This window comes from Bacillus atrophaeus, from assembly GCF_001584335.1.
Taxonomy (GTDB): domain Bacteria; phylum Bacillota; class Bacilli; order Bacillales; family Bacillaceae; genus Bacillus; species Bacillus atrophaeus.
Window position 1 is genome coordinate 92,526 of the sequence record NZ_LSBB01000018.1, and the last position, 17,461, is coordinate 109,986.

The window sequence follows — 17,461 nt, forward strand, 5'->3', positions numbered from 1 at the left end:
GTTAACGGTAAGAAGTCTGTCTGGCCCTTAACAAAATCAGAAGGGGTTGAGTTGGATGTCTGAGGTTAAATGGATCAAATTAAGTACGCAGATGTTTGAAGATGAAAAAATTAAGCTTATAGAGCAAATGCCTGAGTCAGATACGATCCTCATTATTTGGGTTAAGCTTCTCTCTCAAGCTGGTAAAACGAATGCGTCTGGATATATTTATTTAAATCAAAATATCCCTTATACGGATGAAATGCTGGCAACGATATTTAATAGGCCTTTACCAATTGTAAGAATGGCGTTAAATACGTTTCGACAATTTGGAATGATTGAAGTTGATGAAAATAAATTCATTTCAATAGCCAATTGGGAAAAGTATCAAAACGTTGAAGGTATGGATAGGGTGAGGAAGCTCAACGCGGAAAGAAATAAAAAATACAGGGAGAAAAAGAAACAATTACAGCTTGCTTCTCCCGAAAAACTGGATGACGTTAGCGTGACGTCACGTGACGGTACAGATATAGATAAAGAATTAGATATAGATATAGATAAAGAAAAAGATATAAAAGATATATTGTCGGGTAAATCCTCCGACGCGCCTTCTTCTAAAAGTGAAAATGATGACATTCCTTACAAACTCATCATTGATTTTCTAAACAAGGTCGCAGGAACAAAATATCGTGCTACTACACCGAAAACAAAAGGGTTGATTAGAAGTCGATGGAACGAGGGTTTCAGATTTGAACATTTCAAACAGGTCATCTTAGTGAAAACGAAAGAATGGCTTCATGTTCCAGAGATGAACAAGTATCTGCGTCCTGAAACATTGTTCGGAACAAAGTTCGAATCATACCTAAATCAAAAAGGAGGCGGTTCGTTTGATCAAGACTCAGCACCCGAAACAGACCAATACAAGGGCCTTTTCTAATGCTCTGCCTAAAAGGTTGCAGCATCTAGCTCCTGAAAAGATAGGTGTAAGACAGTGTGAAACTTGTGGCAATGAAGTCCCTGTTTATATGCAGAACGGAAAGAAACACAGCCGGTGTATAAAGTGTGACAATTTGGCACTCGAAAAAGAAATGATTGCCTTCCAAGAGGAAACGGCAGCAGATGCATTTTTTTGGAATAACAGTCTAGTCCCTCCTGACACACAAAAAGCCACTTTCGGTAATTTTAATGTGATCGGCTTAACGGAGTCGCAAATTGACGCCTTCAATAAATTGAAATGGTATGCTGAGAAATTTGGAAATTGGGGCGGTTTTGATTCCCTTCTGCTACAGGGGAGTTACGGGATCGGGAAGAGCCATTTGTCTCACAGTGTAGCCCAGCATGTGAAGAGCTTAAGGAAAAATGTTATTTTTGCCAACACAAAAATGTTGCTCAGAAAAATACGAAATTCTTACGGCAATTCAAAAGAGACAGAGGAACATATTTTAAAAAGTATTGAGTCTTGTGACTTTCTAGTGTTGGATGATTTGGGCGCTGAATATGTCAGGAAAGATAGTGACGGCAAGGAGTCATGGGCAACAGATTTAATCCTGACAATTATTGAGTCAAGGCAGGACAAGCCTAATATTATCACCACAAATTACAACGTTGAGGCTCTTCAACAGAAATACGGCGTACATGGCGGCCGCATCATCTCCCGCATGATGCAAGGCACCAAGGTTGTCAAATTCACCGGAGAGGACAGACGCATTAAAGGAGGTGGTAATGATGCATGGTAGCAACGTTCAAGAGGTTATGCCAGGTGTTTGGCAATTCAGTCCGGAAAGAACTCTTTCAGAATCCGAGCAGCGTAAGCGAGTCGACGATCTTATCAGTCTGTTAGATCAAAAAATCGCTGATTATCAAAATCTTAGGAGGAATGCTCAATGAAACATGGTAAACGCCCTACGCGTGCTCAAAAGCAAATCATTCAGCAAAACGGCTTGAATCCTAATAACTGGCTTGTTGCAAAGAATCTGCAGCACGAGCGAAGATTGATCCTCGTTCACCGAAATACAGGAACTGTTAGGAAGTGTCTGGCATGAACCACGCAGTCCGTGCAGATCGGTTGGAATTTGTCTTGGAAAATATGAATTTTGAATGGTCCATCGTGCAGTTAAGGCAGGTAATAGATTACTGGTTTGAAGGAAAGTCAATTTATGACATGTCCGACCTGTTGAAAAGGGAAATAGACGAACTCGTTATATTGATCGTTGACATGGCAAAACGCCGGATATTGCTGGAACGGCCACGTGGCTTAAGGGCCTGCGGGAAAATAGCCATTACCGACAAGGAAATGGCATTGAAAAAATCCCGTGTTCGCCATTTGTTTGAAGAAAGCCCAGTGTACATCCCTTTTATCGAAAGCAATCTCTTATGGTATGAGCGTGACCTCATTCAATTCCGCAAGCTATGGTCAGAAGGTCAATCCATTGTGGAAATAGCTGAGTATTTCGGCAGAAACATAGAGGAAATCATGTTTCCAATCTTGGACCAATGCAGAAAGGAATTAATTGAGCCGCGAGAGGGTGGACTGCTCGGGAAGGAAGCGACGGCAGATGATCTTAACAGACAAAGCTTTCCCGTTTGAAAAGGCGTCGATTCATCAATTGATGGTGATTGTTCGCTTTGAAGAGTGTCCGCCAGATTATAAAAACGCTGCATTGCAATTACTTATTACGAAGGGAGCGGGGAACGTTGGAACAGACAGAGAGAAAGCATTTGATTGAATGGCTTTCCTTAATCGGAAACTTTGGCAAGGAATATTTAGACCGTCAATCAGACCAAGAAATTGAACGGCTTTACAATTTGAGAATTAAACAAATGAATGAGGAATAGGAGGACCGTAACATGACAGAAAACAAAAACATGCGGCAGCATGGGGAAGTCGTAACGCGGGTTATGAGCGAGGAAGAACGCCTTGCATATATAAAAAAACACCCAATCATCCCGACGGAGAAGCCAAAGGCAAACTTGCAGCTCTTTCCATCAAGACATTGGATGTAAGGACGGTCCACTAATCAACCGCCACCGTATGGTATTAAATAAAAACTAGACACTTTTATTATACCATACGGAGGCGTTGAACGTGCAGCCAAAACATATATCTATCAATCAAGAATCAAACATTACTCAATTTATTGAGCCGGGCAAGGTGTCCGTCATCGTTTTAGACGGCAACCAAAACGCCGCGTATAGCGTTGAGGCACCCGAGCACGGCCAAACCATCATTGAAACATTCAAAGGCGGCTTTGACCGCGTGCGGTTTGACCATAGTTACAAAGTAAACAAATAGCAGGGGCTTTCCCCTGCGGGGGAGGAACGGAATGGATAAATTGCAGGAAATTAAAGGGCGCATTTCAACATTAAAAGGCTATCAAAATGCTAAACCGGAAGATCAATACTGGATGACCAAAGATCATATTGACTTTTTGATTGATCGAACTGAACTGTCTGTTAAGCAGCAGGATGTCATCGAGGAAAACAAGCGCCAGCAAGAGGTAACAATTCATCAATTCAGGCAGGCGCGGGAAGAGATTCAACGGCTCAATCAGGAAAACGGACGGTTTAAAAAGGCCCTGCAAATATATGCAGCTGAGAATAATTACAGAAGAACGCTACGCATGTCAAAATGGGCCACAGTAGAAATGGAAAACCGTTTCGGCGGTTTTAACCCTTCTTTCATGGAAGTGGATAGAGGGCAAACTGCAAGGGAAGCATTGGAGGGGAATGTGGAATGATTCCATTACAAGTAGAACTCCAGCGGGCAGTCAAATCCACGAAAGATGAAGCGATGACCGTCGAACAGGCTGCGGAATATTTGAAAGTGCATCCAGATTACATACCGGTGCTCGTGGCAAAGTCAGACGATCTGAAATTGATCGGCGATGAAACAATCATTGCAAAGCGTGATAAGACAAATGCTTGGCTCCTTGGGGCGATGGTGGCGGTTTTATTCTTTGCAATCGCGGTTCTGCCGGGGATAGGGGGATGACAGCATGAAAAGCATCGAGTTATTCGCTGGTATCGGTGGCATTGCGCTTGCTGCCGAATGGGCCGGCATTGAAACAGTCGCATTCTGCGAGCGTGAACCCTTCTGTCAGAAGGTGCTGAATAAAAATTTCCCCGGTGTTCCCATCTTTGACGATGTATGCACCTTGAATAGACAACTACTAGAGGAAAAAGGAGTGATTGAGCCAGGTGGAACAATTGACATTATTTCAGGAGGATTCCCTTGCCAACCTTACAGTATTGCCGGGGAGCAAAGAGGCACAGAAGATGACCGCGACCTCTGGCCGGAAATGTTTAGGCTCATCAAAGAACTTAGACCCACTTGGGTTGTTGGCGAAAACGTTGCTAACTTCGCAAATATGGAGCTCGACCGCACGTTATCTGACTTGGAAAGTGAAGGTTACAAAGGGAAATCGTTTATTATACCAGCTCTCGCCATCGGGGCACCGCATAGAAGAGACAGGGTCTTTGTTGTCGGATATCTTCCCAACGCCAACAGCATCGGATACAAGGGGACTGAACGATTATCAGAAAACAATGACAAAGTTACGAAATGGAGAAAGAGCACATTTAGGACAGTTACCAAACTATTTAATGGTGTTGACTGGGGAAAGAGGGCGCGCGAATCCGGCTTTTTGGGAAGCGATGATGGGGTTCCCAATCGGGTGGACAGAATTAAAGGATTAGGCAATGCGGTTGTGCCTCAGCAGATTTACCCCATACTCAAAGCGATTATGGATCAGGAGGGAATCTCATGCCGTCATCAGAGCAATTAAAACGCATGAACGATATTAATGATCTGATAAAGCTTATTGCAAGCATTGATCATCGGACATTCTACCGCAAGTCAAAGGATCGTATAGCGTATTTCAGGTTTAAGAAAAAACTGTTCTTCGTTGATGATTACACGGGTGATTACGTTTATCCGTATGAAATGGGATACGGGAGCCCAAACGGCTTTTCCCATGGGGGCAACATGTGGCAACTGGTCAACAGCTTTCGAAAGTTCATCATAACAGGGAAATGCGGCGAGCTGAGGGATTATAAAGAAATATGGGCTTACAGCTATGAAGGATGTATGAAGATCCGTCAGAAGGCGAAGGAGATCGGTTTCATTGAAAGCGTTGATTACGCCTACAGTTTTGATGAATGGGCTGATAGTAAATGATCGAATACAGCTGCCCTGAATGTGGCCACAACGAATTAGATATAAAAATTCGCCCAGATGCCTGCTGCCCGAAATGCGGTTGCAGCATGGGCGTTGAGGAGGAAATAGTGTGATAGATAAAAGAGAAATTGACCGATTGATTGCTGAAGAGGTGATGGGTTGGCAAACTCAAACGTTTCCTAACATCGGTGTTACATCTGCCTACACAGAGGATGGAGAATTGACCATTCCGGAGCAATTTTCTCCGACCGAAAACCTTGATCAAGCTTGGTCGGTAGTGGAGAAATTCAAACTTGTGAAAATTGATAGAGATTCAAACAGAAGTTATGCACCATACCTTGCAGTAATACCGACAGAGGAACGCGTTTTCGCAGCTATTGCCGAAACACCTCAAATGGCAATTTGCATAGTGGCTTTGAAGGCCTACGGTACTGAGGTAAAACAGTGAAACAGGATTACAGGCAGGCTTTCGAACAAGCATTGGCTGTCTTCCGTGAAAAGCACGGACCGGAAACAGGCGGCATGCTGCTTATGTGTCATGTGCATGAATTTCTACAAAATACCGTCGGCGGGCGGAAATAAGGGAGAGATACAAATGGGATTAGATATTAGAGTGTTTAAAAATTTGAAGGTTGTTGAAAATCCTCAATTAGATGAAGACGGGTACGTTGAAAATTGGGAAACGGAATGGACACCGGGCGAAAGTATGAAATGGTCGGAAGAGCACTTTCCGGGTCGTGGTGAGGGTGTTGATCCGGACAAAGTTTATACATGGGAAGAAAGCTCTGGATTCCGTGCAGGTAGCTACAGCGGATACGGCTGGTGGCGTCGCAAATTAGAAGAATTTAAGGGAGACACCGCCTTTCAGGAGTTAATCAATTTTGCAGATAATGAGGGCACGATAGGACCTGTCGTTTCTAAAAAGCTGGCAAAAGACTTCAACGAACACGCCGATGCGGCCCGCGAATACGCCAAAACATTAGGCGATGCAGGGGAAGTGTGGCTCTACTTGTATGATGATTGGAAAAAAGCTTTCGAAATGGCATCTGAAAACGGAGCCGTGGACTTTTATTAAAAAATATGTCCCGCCAGCGGGCGGAAATAGGGGAGCGGAAACAATGAATCTACAAAAAATGTTCGAAATGCAAAAGGCGCTTGATGATCGGATCATCGAAGAAAAGGGGCTGCAAGGTCAGGACTTGCTGCCAAATACTTATGTTGCTTTGGATACTGAATTAGCTGAATTTGCAAATGAGGGGCGCTGGTTTAAACATTGGAGTAATAACCAGTTACCAAAAGAACCGGAGTATAACTGGAAACCATCTGAGGATGGAGGCGCCCTTGAATGGAAACCGGAATATGGCTATAAATCATATTCTTTGCTTGAAGAATTTGTCGACTGCATTCACTTTTTCCTTTCAATAGCCATTAAAAAAGGGTGGGAAGATGCAATGAATATACAAGAAGAAGGATTTGAGGAAATGAAGAAAAAAGGATTCGAGGGTGGTTTAACAGGTATTTTCTTAGAAATGAAATGGTGGTTGTTAAACTCTTACATGTCAAGCACTAAAAAGACCAGTTTCAGCGTGGCTTGGTCCTTGTTCTTGAGCATTGGAACTATTGGTTTCGGATTTACTTGGGAACAGATCGAAGCTGCTTACATGGACAAAAACGCCCTCAATCATCAGCGGCAGCAGGAGGGGTATTGATGAACCACACTGACAACCCGATCATTTCAGCCGTCATCAGCAAACTAAACGCACAACAGGATAAGGGGCTTGCCAAGTATGACCAGCCCGTTAAAGTTGATGCCTATGATCTGCGTGGTTGGTTGCAACATGCACTTGAGGAAACTCTTGATCATGCAGTCTATCTGGAAGCGGCTATCCAAACGCTGGACGACAATCAAATTATCAAAGGATTCAATGAAATGGAGGCTGTACAGGACAGAATTAGAAATCTATATCCGCAACAGCATTGTGATGGATACGATCATGCAATGTCACATTTTAAAGAAATTCTTGTATCAGCTCATTACAAAACAAAATAAGTCCAAGACGGAGAGCCTGCGGACACTGATCACTGCACAGAATTACTGTGCTTTGGTTGGTGTCCGTTTTTTGTTATTAGGAGGGATGACATGAAGCAAGAGAAGAAAAAGCCAAATAAAAACGCGCAGGAGCGTTCAGAACGCTTTTGGCGGCAAATGATGGGCGCTGACAGGCAAACGCTGAAACGAGGCAAAGGCGGGGCTTTAAGACGCAAATAAACGGGAGGGTAAAAATATGAATCAATTAACTTTAAATATACCTCAGATTGACGAAGAAGCGACTAAATCAAAAGCAGAGGAGTTGCTTGATCAATACCGGTTATATCTTTTACAAGTGCCAGATGATTTTTTACCAAAGGTTACACCAACTTATAGCATTGTTCCGCCAAGTATCACAAATGAATTTCATTCATCGACAGAAGATGCAGCATTAAAGCGTCTTGATTGGGAGATTCAACGTGATAAATTCTTAAAAAGGATCCAAAGGGCTGTTAACCGGCTTTCTCAAAGAGAACGGCAAATCATTGTCATGCTCTATATGCAGCCGGAAGAAATGTACGATTATGAAGTATATGGAGAAATGGATCTGAGCCAACGTAGCTATTACCGTGTGAAAGCAAAAGCTTTCTACAGACTGGCGTTTGCTCTGAGAGAAGAAGTCTACAAGAAAGGGGCGGCTTCTTAATGAATTTTGTACAGCCTATACGTGATCCGGAATGTATCTTCTACATCAAGAGGTTTTTAAAAGAGCAAAATATGAGGAATTATATGCTATTTGTGACCGGCATTAATTCGGGGCTTCGCATATCGGATATTCTGCAGCTGAGAGTAAGAGACGCGAAACGCCCTTATTTTAATCTTATAGAGAAGAAAACGAAAAAGAAAAAGAGAATCGACATGACGCCAGCTCTTCAAAGGGAATTTAAAGCTTATGTTGAAGAGAAAGAGGATCATGAATTTCTCTTTAAAAGCCGTGAAGGAATTAACAAGCCAATATCACGGTCGATGGCGTACAAGATTCTCAGGGCCGCTGCTGAGTATGTGGGTTTAGATGACATCGGCACGCATACATTGAGGAAAACATTTGGCTATCACTTTTACAAACAAACAAAGGACGTGGCTATGCTACAGGAGATTTTTAACCACTCGGACCAACGGACAACACTGCGATATATCGGAATCAATCAAGACGCCATGAACAACGCCATGAAGAAATTTAAAATATAACCTGGCTCATCCAAAACAACAAGGATGGGCCTTTTTCTTTTCATTTTTCTTCAATTCCTCAAAAATAACAGGTGTGTAATTCATTTTAGGGATATTGGTTAAAAACAGAGAGGACAAGGGATTGGCTCAGTTCGACGAGTTGCACAGTATAAAACATATGGGTAATTCGTGGATAATGTGGATAGCTTATTTTTCTGTCAATTTTCGTGATAAACTATGAGATAAAGAGACTATACACTTGGAGGGGAATATTAGAGTTGAGCGTGGATAATTGGATTCAAATTGCAGGAATGATTGTTACTGGATTATTTAGTTTTTTAGTCTGGCAGGCAACAATCAAAAGTAATAAATTATCTAAAGAAAATTTTGAATTTGTAAAAGAAATTAGGAAAATTGAGAAAGATATACATAATGAAAGGGAATTAAGGTTTAGAAGAACCTATTGTCACTGGACCGATAAAAGAATTAATGCCATGCTACTGGCTCTTGTTTACCAACTTGGTGATAGAAGTGAAAAGGAGGAACTTATTAAAGAAATTCCGAGAGAAGTTGGTCTGAGTAAGGAAACAATGGCAAAGTACTTTACAATTCACGAGCAAGTAACAATACAACAAATATACGAAGCATATAATGATTTTTTAAAAAAACATTGGTTAATGGATGAGATCAATTTTTATGATGCAGGAGTTGGCGATTATAAAGAGGCAGCAGAATATTTATATGAGCTTGTGGCAGAACTTAAAAGTACTCTAAAATTCAGTTTGTATGAAAATGCACCTATGGAAGAACTAATGGGTGATGTTGAATGGAGACCTTGAAAATGGCACAAACTTGGCAGTATAACGGCACGCCATTTTGTTTTCAGTCATGTATTATGGTAATAGGTAATAAATCGACAGGCGTTTTCCCAAATGGGAGGGCGCTTTTTTATTTGGGTAGTTGCATACCACTGAAGGCGAGCAGGTGCACATGTGAACCGGAGGAAAGGAACGTTTGGGGGAGGGGCAGCCCTTTAAACTAGTCTTAACCCCTTGATTTTATATTCTCTGTAAACTGCTTCCGGTAAATCTCAGGATAGACAATTGGCGGTTAACGGCTTGAGTACGGTGGCAGTTTAGAAAGAATATATTCAGACGCTTTCCCAATTGGGAGGGCGCTTTTTATTTGGAGGGATTAACCTTGTCAGAGAACGATTTGTACGTTGAACAATTTAAAGCATGGCGCACTGAGCAAGAGCTTCTTTTAAAACAGATTAATTATGATATTGAAGTCAGTCAAAGAAAAATTGAATTGAACGAGATACAAAAGCAGCTGCACTTGCAACGAGTGAATATAGGAATTCAGGAGTTTAATAATTGGGCAGAAACTTCTAATCGTGAAGAAAGACTGGAGCTATTAAAGGAGGACCAAACAGATGGGCTTTGATTTGAATCTTGCACATATGAGTATCTCTGATTTGTTGGAAAAGGCAGCAGAAAAAAACGAGCTTATTTATATACGACCAGAACAAAAGAAAATCGGAAAAACATCGGCACTAATTCAATATGCGCGAGATAATCATTGTCGGGTTCTCATGGATAAATTGGCTGCTATACATAATCAGCGTATTCATCCAGATATAGAGTTTATTCCATATGAAGACGGTTCGGAACTAGACGGTTATGAGAATGTTGTTTGCGACGAGGGTGTACCTTTTGATGCTGTTAAAAGGCTTCATGAATTAGGCCACATTTTAACTGGCTTTATCTCAAAAGAAACGTTGTATGTTAATGCAGATACGGAAAACAAACAGAAAAAGGAACTGCAGTTTCTATGTGCCCTAAGTGATGATTGTGATACAGATTCAGAATCATTGGACTCAAAGAATACGCCTTTGCTGCAGATTGAGCTTGATGATATTGATTCTACGCCCCGCATTTTCTACAAGGGCGAACAGATTGAGGAAATTATAAATGCGGATTTTTCCTACGTAACAAACACTGAGTTAATAAACCCGACACATATTGATATTGAATACACGGATAAGGATAGCAAGTTCGGGACACAGGCTATTGTCCACAACCGGAATCTGGTGAAGGAATAAGCATGAGTGTCATAAAAGGATTGACGCATTGTACATTCAGACCACTGAAAAAGTGTACTGAGCCGCCGTTGGGTGTAACTCCCAATTGGTTGCATAATGAACGCAGAGCAGAAGATTTAAAGGCGGCTATTAATAGATACATGGATGCAAACTGCGAGATTCCCGCTGAATGGATTGAGGAATACAATTTGTTGGTTAGGTCGATTAAAACCAAGGGAGGGAATAATTAAATGGTTAAAAATATATTGAGAGACAAGGTTTATGCACAGGCGCGTCATTCATTGGAATGTGAAATTCCTGTTATTGAAGAATCAATAAAAGATATAGACCAAGAGATAAAACTACTCGAAACTACCAAGGCAGCCCTTTGTGCAAAATTAAATGAAAGCCAGAGTTTTGTTGAAGAATCTATTGAAACATTCAACTTCGTTAGACATTTCTTTCTGGGGTCTAATGGTTCTAAATGCGGATGGTTATTGCTCTTAGATAAAGAATTCTTATCTGATAAGGACGGATACACATATGAAATGATGGTCAACAAAAGGCATTCCGACAGAGAACATGGGCATCTTCTGGATACTGTTAGGTTTTTTAAATCATGAAGAAAGCTTTGAAGCCTTGTAATGAACCCGGATGCCCAAGCCTGACACGAGAGGGCTACTGCGAACAGCACAAGCGATCCAAGCCGGTCTATGATCAATACCGGGAGTCAGCTGCCAAACGGGGGTATAACAGCAAGTGGAGGCAGGCACGCGCTGGCTACCTGTCCAAGCATCCGTTATGTGCTGCCTGTATGATGCAGGGCAGAAGAACACCGGCGACAGTGGTGGACCATATTGTTCCGCATAAAGGCGACATGAAACTATTCTGGGATTCAAGTAAGTGGCAGCCTCTCTGTGGGCCATGCCATAGCCGGAAGACAGCGAAGGAGGATGGAGGATTTGGGAACAGAACATCAAACATGCATGTGTGATCAATGTGGAGCCATGCTTCTTATTAAAGGTTGTTCAAAGATCAGGAAGCACGACAACGGAATCAAAGAACATTACATCAAGTGTCCTCGCTGCAAGACTGAGTATACATCCTACTATACAAACGAGGACATCAGACGAATGCAACAAAGAATAAGAAAGCTATTTACTCTTCGTCGGAGTATGACAAAGGAATCAGCGCTTGATCTATACACAAAGAAAATTGAAGCAGCACAAAAGGAAATACAAGCAGCTATGGACAAACTCAAGAAGGAGATGGACGTCCCCCCACCCGTAAATCCCTAGAGGACGTTTGCCGGAGACCGCGCTCCCCTCCCCATTTTGAAAAATTCCCTAAATGAAAATTCGGAAGGAGGTGAGGGAATGGCTAGACCGCGGCAACCAGTGGATTTGTTACTTTATAAAGGTAAGAAAAACTTGACAAAACAAGAGATTGAGGAACGTCGAGAACAAGAAATAAAGGCGCCGAGCGACAAAGTTAAAGCTCCATCATATTTGCCGAAAGACTTAAAAAAAGAGTTTAAAAAGATAGCGGACGAGCTTAAAAACATCGGAATTATGACCAATTTAGATGTTGATGCGCTTGCCCGTTTTTTGTTTGCCCGAAAATTATATCTGCAAGTAACGGAGCAGTTGCTTGAGCGAGGTCCAATGAAAACAGTGATTGTAAGAAAATTCGACGACGATGGAAATGTAATAGGAGAAGAAGAAAAGATTGTTCCGAATGATGACTATTCCGAGCTATTGATTAATCAAGACAAGTTGTTTAAACAATGCCGGCAAGCTTCTAGTGATTTAGGGCTTACTATTTCCTCGCGCTGTAAACTTGTCATTCCGAAAAAAGACGATGGGAAACCGAAAACTAAAGAGGAAGAGCGGTTCGGGGGCCGCGTGTGATGCAAGAGATTACTGCCGAAATTCTCATTGAACGGGTATGGTCATACGCTGAGAAAATCCGTTCCGGTGAAATAAAGGCAAGCAAAAAGCATAAATGGGCTGTAGAGCGCTTTTTTAAAGATGTTGACAGGCTCGCAGAAGATGACAGCCCTTATTACTTTGATGCTGAAGCCGTTGTAGATTTCTATGAATGGTCGCGGCAATTTAATCATGTGGAGGGTATACTTGCCGGACAGCCGATTGAATTAACAGACTTTCAGCTTTTTATTGCGGCCAATATATACGGATTTTACAAAAAAGAAAATGGTGCACGCCGTTTCCGAAAGGCTTACATCCAACTGGCCCGTAAAAACGCTAAATCACAATTTTTAGCTTTAATAGCTTCATATGAGATTTTCCCGACGCAAGAAAAACATCGGGTATTTATCGCCGGCTGGTCCCGTGAACAATCAGACGAGGTATATCAAGCTATCCTTGAGCAGCTGCATCATGCGCCAATACTAAAGGGGAAATATACCTCTGCTAATGGCCGCGTGAAAAAATACAAAACGAACTCAATTATCCAGCCTCTTTCTCGTGAGGCCCGGAAGCTAGGGGACGGTAAAAACCCATCATTGGGAATTGTGGATGAATACCACGCACATGAAACAAGTGAGATTTACGACGTTCTTGATAGTGGGATGGTCGCCCGGCGCAGTCCGTTAATGGCTGTTATTACGACAGCGGGATTTAATATGGAGCGACCGTGCTTTAAGGAATATCAATATACGAGTAAGATTCTTGACCCGGACATAGATACTGAGAATGATGATTATTTTGTTATGATCTGTGAACTGGACCCGGAAGATGACATAAAAGATGAATCAAACTGGATTAAGGCTAATCCGATTGTAGCAACGTATCCGGAGGGAATGGAGTCGTTACGCTCCGCATTAAAAGTGGCACTTGAAGTGCCTGAAAAGATGCGCAGCTTTCTCACTAAAAATATGAACCGTTGGGTAGATCAAAAAGACAACGGATATATGAACATGTCAAAGTGGCGCGCTTGCAGCGGTGAAATTCCTGATCTGCAAGGAATGCCCGTTTATCTTGGCCTTGATTTATCAATGACAACAGACTTAACTTCCATTGGCTATGTAGCCGTTCAAGATGGATTTTTCTATGTCGGTCAACATTCCTTTATGCCTGAAGCCCGGGCAAAGGAAAAAATGGCGACTGATAAGGTGCCGTATGATCTGTGGAGGGACATGGGGTTTATCACTTATACGCCTGGCGAGGCAGTTGACTATCAATTAGTCGAACAGTGGTTCATTGAATTTATTCATAAAAACCGTCCTCGGCCACAAGAGGCTGCGTATGACAAGTGGAATGCTCTTCATTTAGCACAACGGCTTGAATCTAAAGGGCATACCATGGTGGAGTTGCCGCAGAGAATCAATCATCTGTCATTGCCTACAAAAAGCTTCCGAGAGAAGGTCTATGAAGGGAAAGTAGTACATGGCGATGATCCGGTTTTAACGTGGGCTATCAATAATGCAATTACGAAGATGGACCCGCAAGAAAATATCATGCTGGATAAAGCAAAATCACCGCAGAGAATTGACCCTATTGCGGCTGTTATAAATGCCTATGCCAGAGCGATGTATCACGATACAAACCAAAGAGTTGATTTGAATGAACATTTTGGGTCCGATAATTTCAGTTTTTAGGATGTGAGTAAATGAAAAGGACTTTGAAAAAGGTCAAGGCTTTTTTTGAGTGGATTTTTCATCCCAGGTTTATAAAAGCAATGTTTTCTTTTTTCTGCTTAATATTAAACGATCTGCTGTTTATGGCGGGAGCTGCCTTTATCCTGACAGCTGTCTATAGATGGAGTACAAACATCGGTCTTATCCTGACGGGTGTCTTTTTTATTTTTTATGCGTACCTCATATCAAAGAAAGCGAGGTGAAATAGATGCTGCTTGAACGAATGTTTGAGAAACGTTCCGGCTCCTCAGATGGTGAAGATGGCTTCAATAACATTCTATTAAACATGTTCGGCGGTCAGAAAACAGCAAGCGGCGAAAGAGTGAGTGAAAGTAATTCACTGGTACAGCCGGACATATTTGCATGTGTGAATGTATTATCTGATGATATAGCAAAACTGCCAATTCACACGTTTAAAAAAACTGGCGATGGCGTAAACCGAAACCCGGATCATAAGTCTGCGCATGCTGTTTATGCTCGTCCTAACCCCTACATGACAGCTTTCACATGGAAAAAGTTGATGATGACTCATGTGCTGACGTGGGGGAATGCCTTTTCATATATACAATTCGGGGCGCATGGATTTCCAGAAGCGCTATTCCCATTACGGCCGGATACCACAAATGCTTATATTCATCCGACTACAGGCATGCTGTGGTATCAAACGGTGATAAATGGGAAAGCCGTTGAATTATACGACTACGAAGTGTTGCATTTTAAAGGGCTTTCGACTGATGGGATACATGGAAAGTCACCTATTGGCGTTGTCCGGGAGCATATCGGGGCGCAAGCGGCTGCCACAAAATATAACGCCAAACTGTACAAAAACGAGGCAACTCCTCGGGGAATTTTGAAAGTCCCGGCGTTCTTGGATGAAAAACCAAAAGAGAACGTGCGCAAAGAATGGAAACGGGTAAACCAAGGCGAAAACATTGCAATCATAGATAACGGCTTGGAATATCAATCTATTTCAATGCCCTTGCAAGAAGCCCAATTTGTTGAGTCCATGAAGTTTAACAAAGCACAGATTTCCATGATTTATAAAGTGCCGTTGCATAAGCTGAACGAATTGGATAAAGCAACATTTTCAAATATTGAGCACCAGTCCATTGAATATGTCAGAAATACACTGCAGCCGTGGATTGTAAATTTTGAACAAGAACTCAACGTTAAATTGTTTTCAGACCACGATCAGAAAAGCGGCCACTATGTGAAATTTAATATAGACAGTGAGCTGCGGGGTGACAGTAAGACGCAGGCGGAATATTTAAAGACATTGCATGAAACGGGAGTATTGAATAAAGACGAAATCAGGGAGTTGCTTGAGCGTAACCCGATTGAAAACGGTGAAAAGTACATTGCCAGCTTAAACTATGTGTTCCTTGATTTCATGGAAGACTATCAGCGGCTTAAAGCCGGTGGTGCCGTGAAGGGGGGTGACAACAAGAATGAAAAATAAAGAAATCCGGCAGTTAACGACACCTATTGAGATTCGCTCAGACGGCGAGGGCCAAAGTGAGTATGTCGAAGGCTATGCCCTCAAATTCGAAAAATGGTCTGAGCGTCTTGGCTGGTTTAAAGAGATTATCAGCAGAAACGCGCTGGATTCGACGAATATGTCAAACGTCATTGCACTTTTTAATCATCAGCAAGATTTTCCGTTAGCGAGAAATACCGTTTCCGGCGATACAGGACGGCTTGATCTTGAAACAGACGGTATAGGGCTTAAATTTAGGTTTAAGCCGTCTGACACCTCATATGCACGTGATTTGATGGAGAATATTCGTAGCGGCGTCATTAACCAGTGTTCTTTTGCATTTTCTTTGGATTATGGCGATGCGGACGCCGATGAATGGCGAATCAATGAAGACGAGGACATTTACGAACGAAGAATCAATAAAATACAACGCATCTTCGACATTTCTCTTGTCACTACGCCGGCTTATAGCGACACTGAGGCGGTTGTGGGCGCCCGCAGTTTAGAAAAGGTGGAGCAGCTGAAAGAAAGCCGTAACTCATCAGACGAAACGTTAAAAATGGAATTAGAACTATTAGACCTTGTTCTTCCTGAGTGAGGTCTTTTTTGTGTCTAAAAACGAGGAGGAACTGATTTATGCCAATGCAAATGAGTAAAAAAGAAATTGAATTAAGACAGCAGTTTACCGAAAAGAAGCAGCAAGCGGATAGAGCGCTGCAGGAGGGCAAAGCCGATGAGGCGCGTGCCTTGCTTGATGAAGTGAAGCAGCTCAAGAATCAAATTGAATTAATGACCGAAGGTCGTTCTCTTGATGTTCCAGACTTGCCGGGCGGTACACACTTTGTGCCTGAACAGGAGCGTAATCCAGAAGGCCGATCTGTCTATGAACAAGAAAAAGAGGAAAGACAACAGCATTACCGTAAGGCTTTCTTTAAGGGTTTAAGAGGAAAGCGTTTAACAGAGGAAGAACGAGAAATTTTAGATAGCCCTGAATTTAGAGCGATGTCCGGTAAGAACGAAGAAGATGGCGGGATTTTAATTCCGGAGGATATCGGGAGACAAATCAATGAACTGAAACGTCAGTATGAGCCATTAGAACAATATGTCACTGTTGAGCCGGTTACAAGTCGTTCTGGTACTCGTCTGCTTGAAAAAAATGTTGATATGGTGCCGTTCTCTCCTGTCGAGGAATTAGATGAGTTACCCGAAATTGATCAACCAAAATTTTCAAAGCTTGCCTATTCAATTGTTGATTACGGCGGAATCATGACGCTATCAAATACGATGCAGAATGACTCAGATCAAAACATCATGATGCATGTTGCGAAATGGTTTGCAAAAAAATCTGTGGTTACTCGTAACAGTCTGATTTTAGCTGCCCTTGCATCATTGAAAAAAGTAGATATTGACGGGGTTGATGGTATCAAAAAAGCGTTAAATGTCACGCTTGATCCGATGGTGTCACCGGGTTCTATTGTGATGACAAACCAAGATGGATTCAACTGGTTTGACACTCTTAAAGATGGCACAGGCAAATATCTATTACAGCCAGACCCAACCAATCCGACAAAGAAACTGCTAGATGGACGACCTGTTGTACCTATTTCTAATAGAGTATTAAAAACTCAAAAAGGGAAAGCCCCTGTGATCATAGGGAATCTAAAAGAAGCAATTGTACTGTTTGACCGTGAACAGCAGTCAATTGCTTCCACAGATACAGGCGCAGGAGCATTCGAAACAAATACAACTAAAGTCCGCGGTATTGAACGTGAAGATGTCCGCAAGTGGGATGAGGAGGCAGTTGTATTTGGACAGGTCACAATCGAATAAGG

29 protein-coding genes are annotated in these 17,461 nt (G+C 42.2%); all 29 read left to right on the top strand.

Annotated features, from left to right (window positions below):
- Positions 1-55 precede the first annotated feature (55 nt).
- The 29 genes from AXI57_RS09185 to AXI57_RS09315 all read left to right on the top strand — a co-directional run bounded on the left by AXI57_RS09185 (position 56) and on the right by AXI57_RS09315 (position 17,459).
- Complete coding sequence (locus AXI57_RS09185) at positions 56-916, top strand: phage replisome organizer N-terminal domain-containing protein (RefSeq protein WP_061669888.1); 861 nt, start codon at positions 56-58, stop codon at positions 914-916.
- On the top strand, positions 867-1,715 hold the full coding sequence (locus tag AXI57_RS09190) for an ATP-binding protein (protein WP_061669889.1): 849 nt from the start codon (positions 867-869) through the stop codon (positions 1,713-1,715). Before AXI57_RS09185 ends, AXI57_RS09190 begins: the two co-directional genes overlap by 50 nt.
- Before the next feature lie 147 nt (positions 1,716-1,862).
- The gene (locus AXI57_RS21710) at positions 1,863-2,021 is read left to right on the top strand and encodes a DUF6906 family protein (protein WP_169800262.1); all 159 of its coding nucleotides are present in this window, start codon (positions 1,863-1,865) and stop codon (positions 2,019-2,021) included.
- Positions 2,018-2,566: a hypothetical protein gene (locus AXI57_RS09195; RefSeq protein WP_061669890.1), complete on the top strand. Its 549-nt coding sequence runs from the start codon at positions 2,018-2,020 to the stop codon at positions 2,564-2,566. Before AXI57_RS21710 ends, AXI57_RS09195 begins: the two co-directional genes overlap by 4 nt.
- A 107-nt stretch (positions 2,567-2,673) precedes the next feature.
- Entirely contained in the window at positions 2,674-2,814 is a 141-nt protein-coding gene (locus AXI57_RS21325; protein ID WP_141292201.1) for a BH0509 family protein, read from the top strand.
- Between the two features lie 12 nt (positions 2,815-2,826).
- Positions 2,827-2,982 carry a hypothetical protein gene (locus AXI57_RS21720; RefSeq protein WP_169800260.1) on the top strand — a complete coding sequence of 52 codons (156 nt, stop codon included), beginning with the start codon at positions 2,827-2,829 and terminating at the stop codon, positions 2,980-2,982.
- Positions 2,983-3,064: 82 nt separating this feature from the next.
- On the top strand, positions 3,065-3,271 hold the full coding sequence (locus tag AXI57_RS09200; protein WP_081112769.1) for an XtrA/YqaO family protein: 207 nt from the start codon (positions 3,065-3,067) through the stop codon (positions 3,269-3,271).
- Positions 3,272-3,302: 31 nt separating this feature from the next.
- Positions 3,303-3,716, top strand: coding sequence for a VWA domain-containing protein (locus AXI57_RS22015; protein WP_238380176.1), 414 nt, complete (start codon positions 3,303-3,305; stop codon positions 3,714-3,716).
- Positions 3,713-3,970 carry a hypothetical protein gene (locus tag AXI57_RS09210; RefSeq protein WP_061669892.1) on the top strand — a complete coding sequence of 86 codons (258 nt, stop codon included), beginning with the start codon at positions 3,713-3,715 and terminating at the stop codon, positions 3,968-3,970. Before AXI57_RS22015 ends, AXI57_RS09210 begins: the two co-directional genes overlap by 4 nt.
- 4 nt (positions 3,971-3,974) lie before the next feature.
- Entirely contained in the window at positions 3,975-4,763 is a 789-nt protein-coding gene (locus AXI57_RS09215) for a DNA cytosine methyltransferase (protein ID WP_061669893.1), read from the top strand.
- Entirely contained in the window at positions 4,742-5,155 is a 414-nt protein-coding gene (locus AXI57_RS09220; protein WP_061669894.1) for a hypothetical protein, read from the top strand. Before AXI57_RS09215 ends, AXI57_RS09220 begins: the two co-directional genes overlap by 22 nt.
- 109 nt (positions 5,156-5,264) lie before the next feature.
- Positions 5,265-5,603, top strand: a complete 339-nt coding sequence (locus AXI57_RS09225) for a BC1872 family protein (protein WP_061669895.1) — start codon at positions 5,265-5,267, stop codon at positions 5,601-5,603.
- Complete coding sequence (locus tag AXI57_RS21725; protein ID WP_016938691.1) at positions 5,600-5,737, top strand: hypothetical protein; 138 nt, start codon at positions 5,600-5,602, stop codon at positions 5,735-5,737. The genes AXI57_RS09225 and AXI57_RS21725 overlap by 4 nt, the downstream gene beginning before the upstream one ends.
- 13 nt (positions 5,738-5,750) lie before the next feature.
- Positions 5,751-6,230, top strand: coding sequence for a hypothetical protein (locus AXI57_RS09230; RefSeq protein WP_061669896.1), 480 nt, complete (start codon positions 5,751-5,753; stop codon positions 6,228-6,230).
- A gap of 43 nt (positions 6,231-6,273) precedes the next feature.
- On the top strand, positions 6,274-6,864 hold the full coding sequence (locus AXI57_RS09235; RefSeq protein WP_061670239.1) for a dUTP diphosphatase: 591 nt from the start codon (positions 6,274-6,276) through the stop codon (positions 6,862-6,864).
- A complete protein-coding gene (locus AXI57_RS09240) occupies positions 6,864-7,205 on the top strand; it encodes a hypothetical protein (protein ID WP_061669897.1) in 342 nt (113 codons plus the stop codon). Before AXI57_RS09235 ends, AXI57_RS09240 begins: the two co-directional genes overlap by 1 nt.
- Positions 7,206-7,295: 90 nt before the next feature.
- Positions 7,296-7,424 (top strand): hypothetical protein, encoded by a 129-nt coding sequence (locus AXI57_RS22270; protein ID WP_255265378.1) that lies wholly within the window; start codon positions 7,296-7,298, stop codon positions 7,422-7,424.
- Positions 7,425-7,440: 16 nt separating this feature from the next.
- Positions 7,441-7,890 (top strand): ArpU family phage packaging/lysis transcriptional regulator, encoded by a 450-nt coding sequence (locus AXI57_RS09245; protein WP_061669898.1) that lies wholly within the window; start codon positions 7,441-7,443, stop codon positions 7,888-7,890.
- Positions 7,890-8,432, top strand: a complete 543-nt coding sequence (locus tag AXI57_RS09250) for a tyrosine-type recombinase/integrase (protein ID WP_061669899.1) — start codon at positions 7,890-7,892, stop codon at positions 8,430-8,432. The genes AXI57_RS09245 and AXI57_RS09250 overlap by 1 nt, the downstream gene beginning before the upstream one ends.
- Before the next feature lie 257 nt (positions 8,433-8,689).
- On the top strand, positions 8,690-9,250 hold the full coding sequence (locus tag AXI57_RS09255) for a hypothetical protein (RefSeq protein WP_061669900.1): 561 nt from the start codon (positions 8,690-8,692) through the stop codon (positions 9,248-9,250).
- A gap of 361 nt (positions 9,251-9,611) precedes the next feature.
- Positions 9,612-9,857, top strand: coding sequence for a hypothetical protein (locus tag AXI57_RS09260; protein WP_061669901.1), 246 nt, complete (start codon positions 9,612-9,614; stop codon positions 9,855-9,857).
- Complete coding sequence (locus AXI57_RS09265) at positions 9,847-10,515, top strand: hypothetical protein (RefSeq protein ID WP_061669902.1); 669 nt, start codon at positions 9,847-9,849, stop codon at positions 10,513-10,515. The genes AXI57_RS09260 and AXI57_RS09265 overlap by 11 nt, the downstream gene beginning before the upstream one ends.
- A 230-nt stretch (positions 10,516-10,745) precedes the next feature.
- Entirely contained in the window at positions 10,746-11,117 is a 372-nt protein-coding gene (locus tag AXI57_RS09275) for a hypothetical protein (RefSeq protein WP_061669904.1), read from the top strand.
- A complete protein-coding gene (locus AXI57_RS09280) occupies positions 11,114-11,488 on the top strand; it encodes an HNH endonuclease signature motif containing protein (RefSeq protein WP_061669905.1) in 375 nt (124 codons plus the stop codon). The genes AXI57_RS09275 and AXI57_RS09280 overlap by 4 nt, the downstream gene beginning before the upstream one ends.
- A gap of 382 nt (positions 11,489-11,870) precedes the next feature.
- Positions 11,871-12,404: a phage terminase small subunit P27 family gene (locus AXI57_RS09290; RefSeq protein WP_061573155.1), complete on the top strand. Its 534-nt coding sequence runs from the start codon at positions 11,871-11,873 to the stop codon at positions 12,402-12,404.
- Positions 12,404-14,113: a terminase large subunit gene (locus AXI57_RS09295; RefSeq protein WP_061669907.1), complete on the top strand. Its 1,710-nt coding sequence runs from the start codon at positions 12,404-12,406 to the stop codon at positions 14,111-14,113. The genes AXI57_RS09290 and AXI57_RS09295 overlap by 1 nt, the downstream gene beginning before the upstream one ends.
- 247 nt (positions 14,114-14,360) lie before the next feature.
- Positions 14,361-15,611 (top strand): phage portal protein, encoded by a 1,251-nt coding sequence (locus AXI57_RS09305; RefSeq protein ID WP_061669909.1) that lies wholly within the window; start codon positions 14,361-14,363, stop codon positions 15,609-15,611.
- Complete coding sequence (locus AXI57_RS09310; RefSeq protein ID WP_061669910.1) at positions 15,601-16,227, top strand: HK97 family phage prohead protease; 627 nt, start codon at positions 15,601-15,603, stop codon at positions 16,225-16,227. The genes AXI57_RS09305 and AXI57_RS09310 overlap by 11 nt, the downstream gene beginning before the upstream one ends.
- A gap of 38 nt (positions 16,228-16,265) precedes the next feature.
- Positions 16,266-17,459, top strand: coding sequence for a phage major capsid protein (locus AXI57_RS09315; RefSeq protein WP_061669911.1), 1,194 nt, complete (start codon positions 16,266-16,268; stop codon positions 17,457-17,459).
- Positions 17,460-17,461 lie beyond the last annotated feature (2 nt).

Bases quoted from the DNA above. Each gene is read 5' to 3' on its own strand.
- AXI57_RS09185 (WP_061669888.1), top strand. From the start codon at position 56: ATGTCTGAGGTTAAATGGATCAAATTAAGTACGCAGATGTTTGAAGAT.
- AXI57_RS21710 (WP_169800262.1), top strand. From the start codon at position 1,863: ATGAAACATGGTAAACGCCCTACGCGTGCTCAAAAGCAAATCATTCAG.
- AXI57_RS09195 (WP_061669890.1), top strand. From the start codon at position 2,018: ATGAACCACGCAGTCCGTGCAGATCGGTTGGAATTTGTCTTGGAAAAT.
- AXI57_RS21720 (WP_169800260.1), top strand. From the start codon at position 2,827: ATGACAGAAAACAAAAACATGCGGCAGCATGGGGAAGTCGTAACGCGG.
- AXI57_RS22015 (WP_238380176.1), top strand. From the start codon at position 3,303: ATGGATAAATTGCAGGAAATTAAAGGGCGCATTTCAACATTAAAAGGC.
- AXI57_RS09210 (WP_061669892.1), top strand. From the start codon at position 3,713: ATGATTCCATTACAAGTAGAACTCCAGCGGGCAGTCAAATCCACGAAA.
- AXI57_RS09215 (WP_061669893.1), top strand. From the start codon at position 3,975: ATGAAAAGCATCGAGTTATTCGCTGGTATCGGTGGCATTGCGCTTGCT.
- AXI57_RS09220 (WP_061669894.1), top strand. From the start codon at position 4,742: ATGCCGTCATCAGAGCAATTAAAACGCATGAACGATATTAATGATCTG.
- AXI57_RS09230 (WP_061669896.1), top strand. From the start codon at position 5,751: ATGGGATTAGATATTAGAGTGTTTAAAAATTTGAAGGTTGTTGAAAAT.
- AXI57_RS09235 (WP_061670239.1), top strand. From the start codon at position 6,274: ATGAATCTACAAAAAATGTTCGAAATGCAAAAGGCGCTTGATGATCGG.
- AXI57_RS09240 (WP_061669897.1), top strand. From the start codon at position 6,864: ATGAACCACACTGACAACCCGATCATTTCAGCCGTCATCAGCAAACTA.
- AXI57_RS22270 (WP_255265378.1), top strand. From the start codon at position 7,296: ATGAAGCAAGAGAAGAAAAAGCCAAATAAAAACGCGCAGGAGCGTTCA.
- AXI57_RS09245 (WP_061669898.1), top strand. From the start codon at position 7,441: ATGAATCAATTAACTTTAAATATACCTCAGATTGACGAAGAAGCGACT.
- AXI57_RS09250 (WP_061669899.1), top strand. From the start codon at position 7,890: ATGAATTTTGTACAGCCTATACGTGATCCGGAATGTATCTTCTACATC.
- AXI57_RS09265 (WP_061669902.1), top strand. From the start codon at position 9,847: ATGGGCTTTGATTTGAATCTTGCACATATGAGTATCTCTGATTTGTTG.
- AXI57_RS09275 (WP_061669904.1), top strand. From the start codon at position 10,746: ATGGTTAAAAATATATTGAGAGACAAGGTTTATGCACAGGCGCGTCAT.
- AXI57_RS09280 (WP_061669905.1), top strand. From the start codon at position 11,114: ATGAAGAAAGCTTTGAAGCCTTGTAATGAACCCGGATGCCCAAGCCTG.
- AXI57_RS09290 (WP_061573155.1), top strand. From the start codon at position 11,871: ATGGCTAGACCGCGGCAACCAGTGGATTTGTTACTTTATAAAGGTAAG.
- AXI57_RS09295 (WP_061669907.1), top strand. From the start codon at position 12,404: ATGCAAGAGATTACTGCCGAAATTCTCATTGAACGGGTATGGTCATAC.
- AXI57_RS09305 (WP_061669909.1), top strand. From the start codon at position 14,361: ATGCTGCTTGAACGAATGTTTGAGAAACGTTCCGGCTCCTCAGATGGT.
- AXI57_RS09310 (WP_061669910.1), top strand. From the start codon at position 15,601: ATGAAAAATAAAGAAATCCGGCAGTTAACGACACCTATTGAGATTCGC.
- AXI57_RS09315 (WP_061669911.1), top strand. From the start codon at position 16,266: ATGCCAATGCAAATGAGTAAAAAAGAAATTGAATTAAGACAGCAGTTT.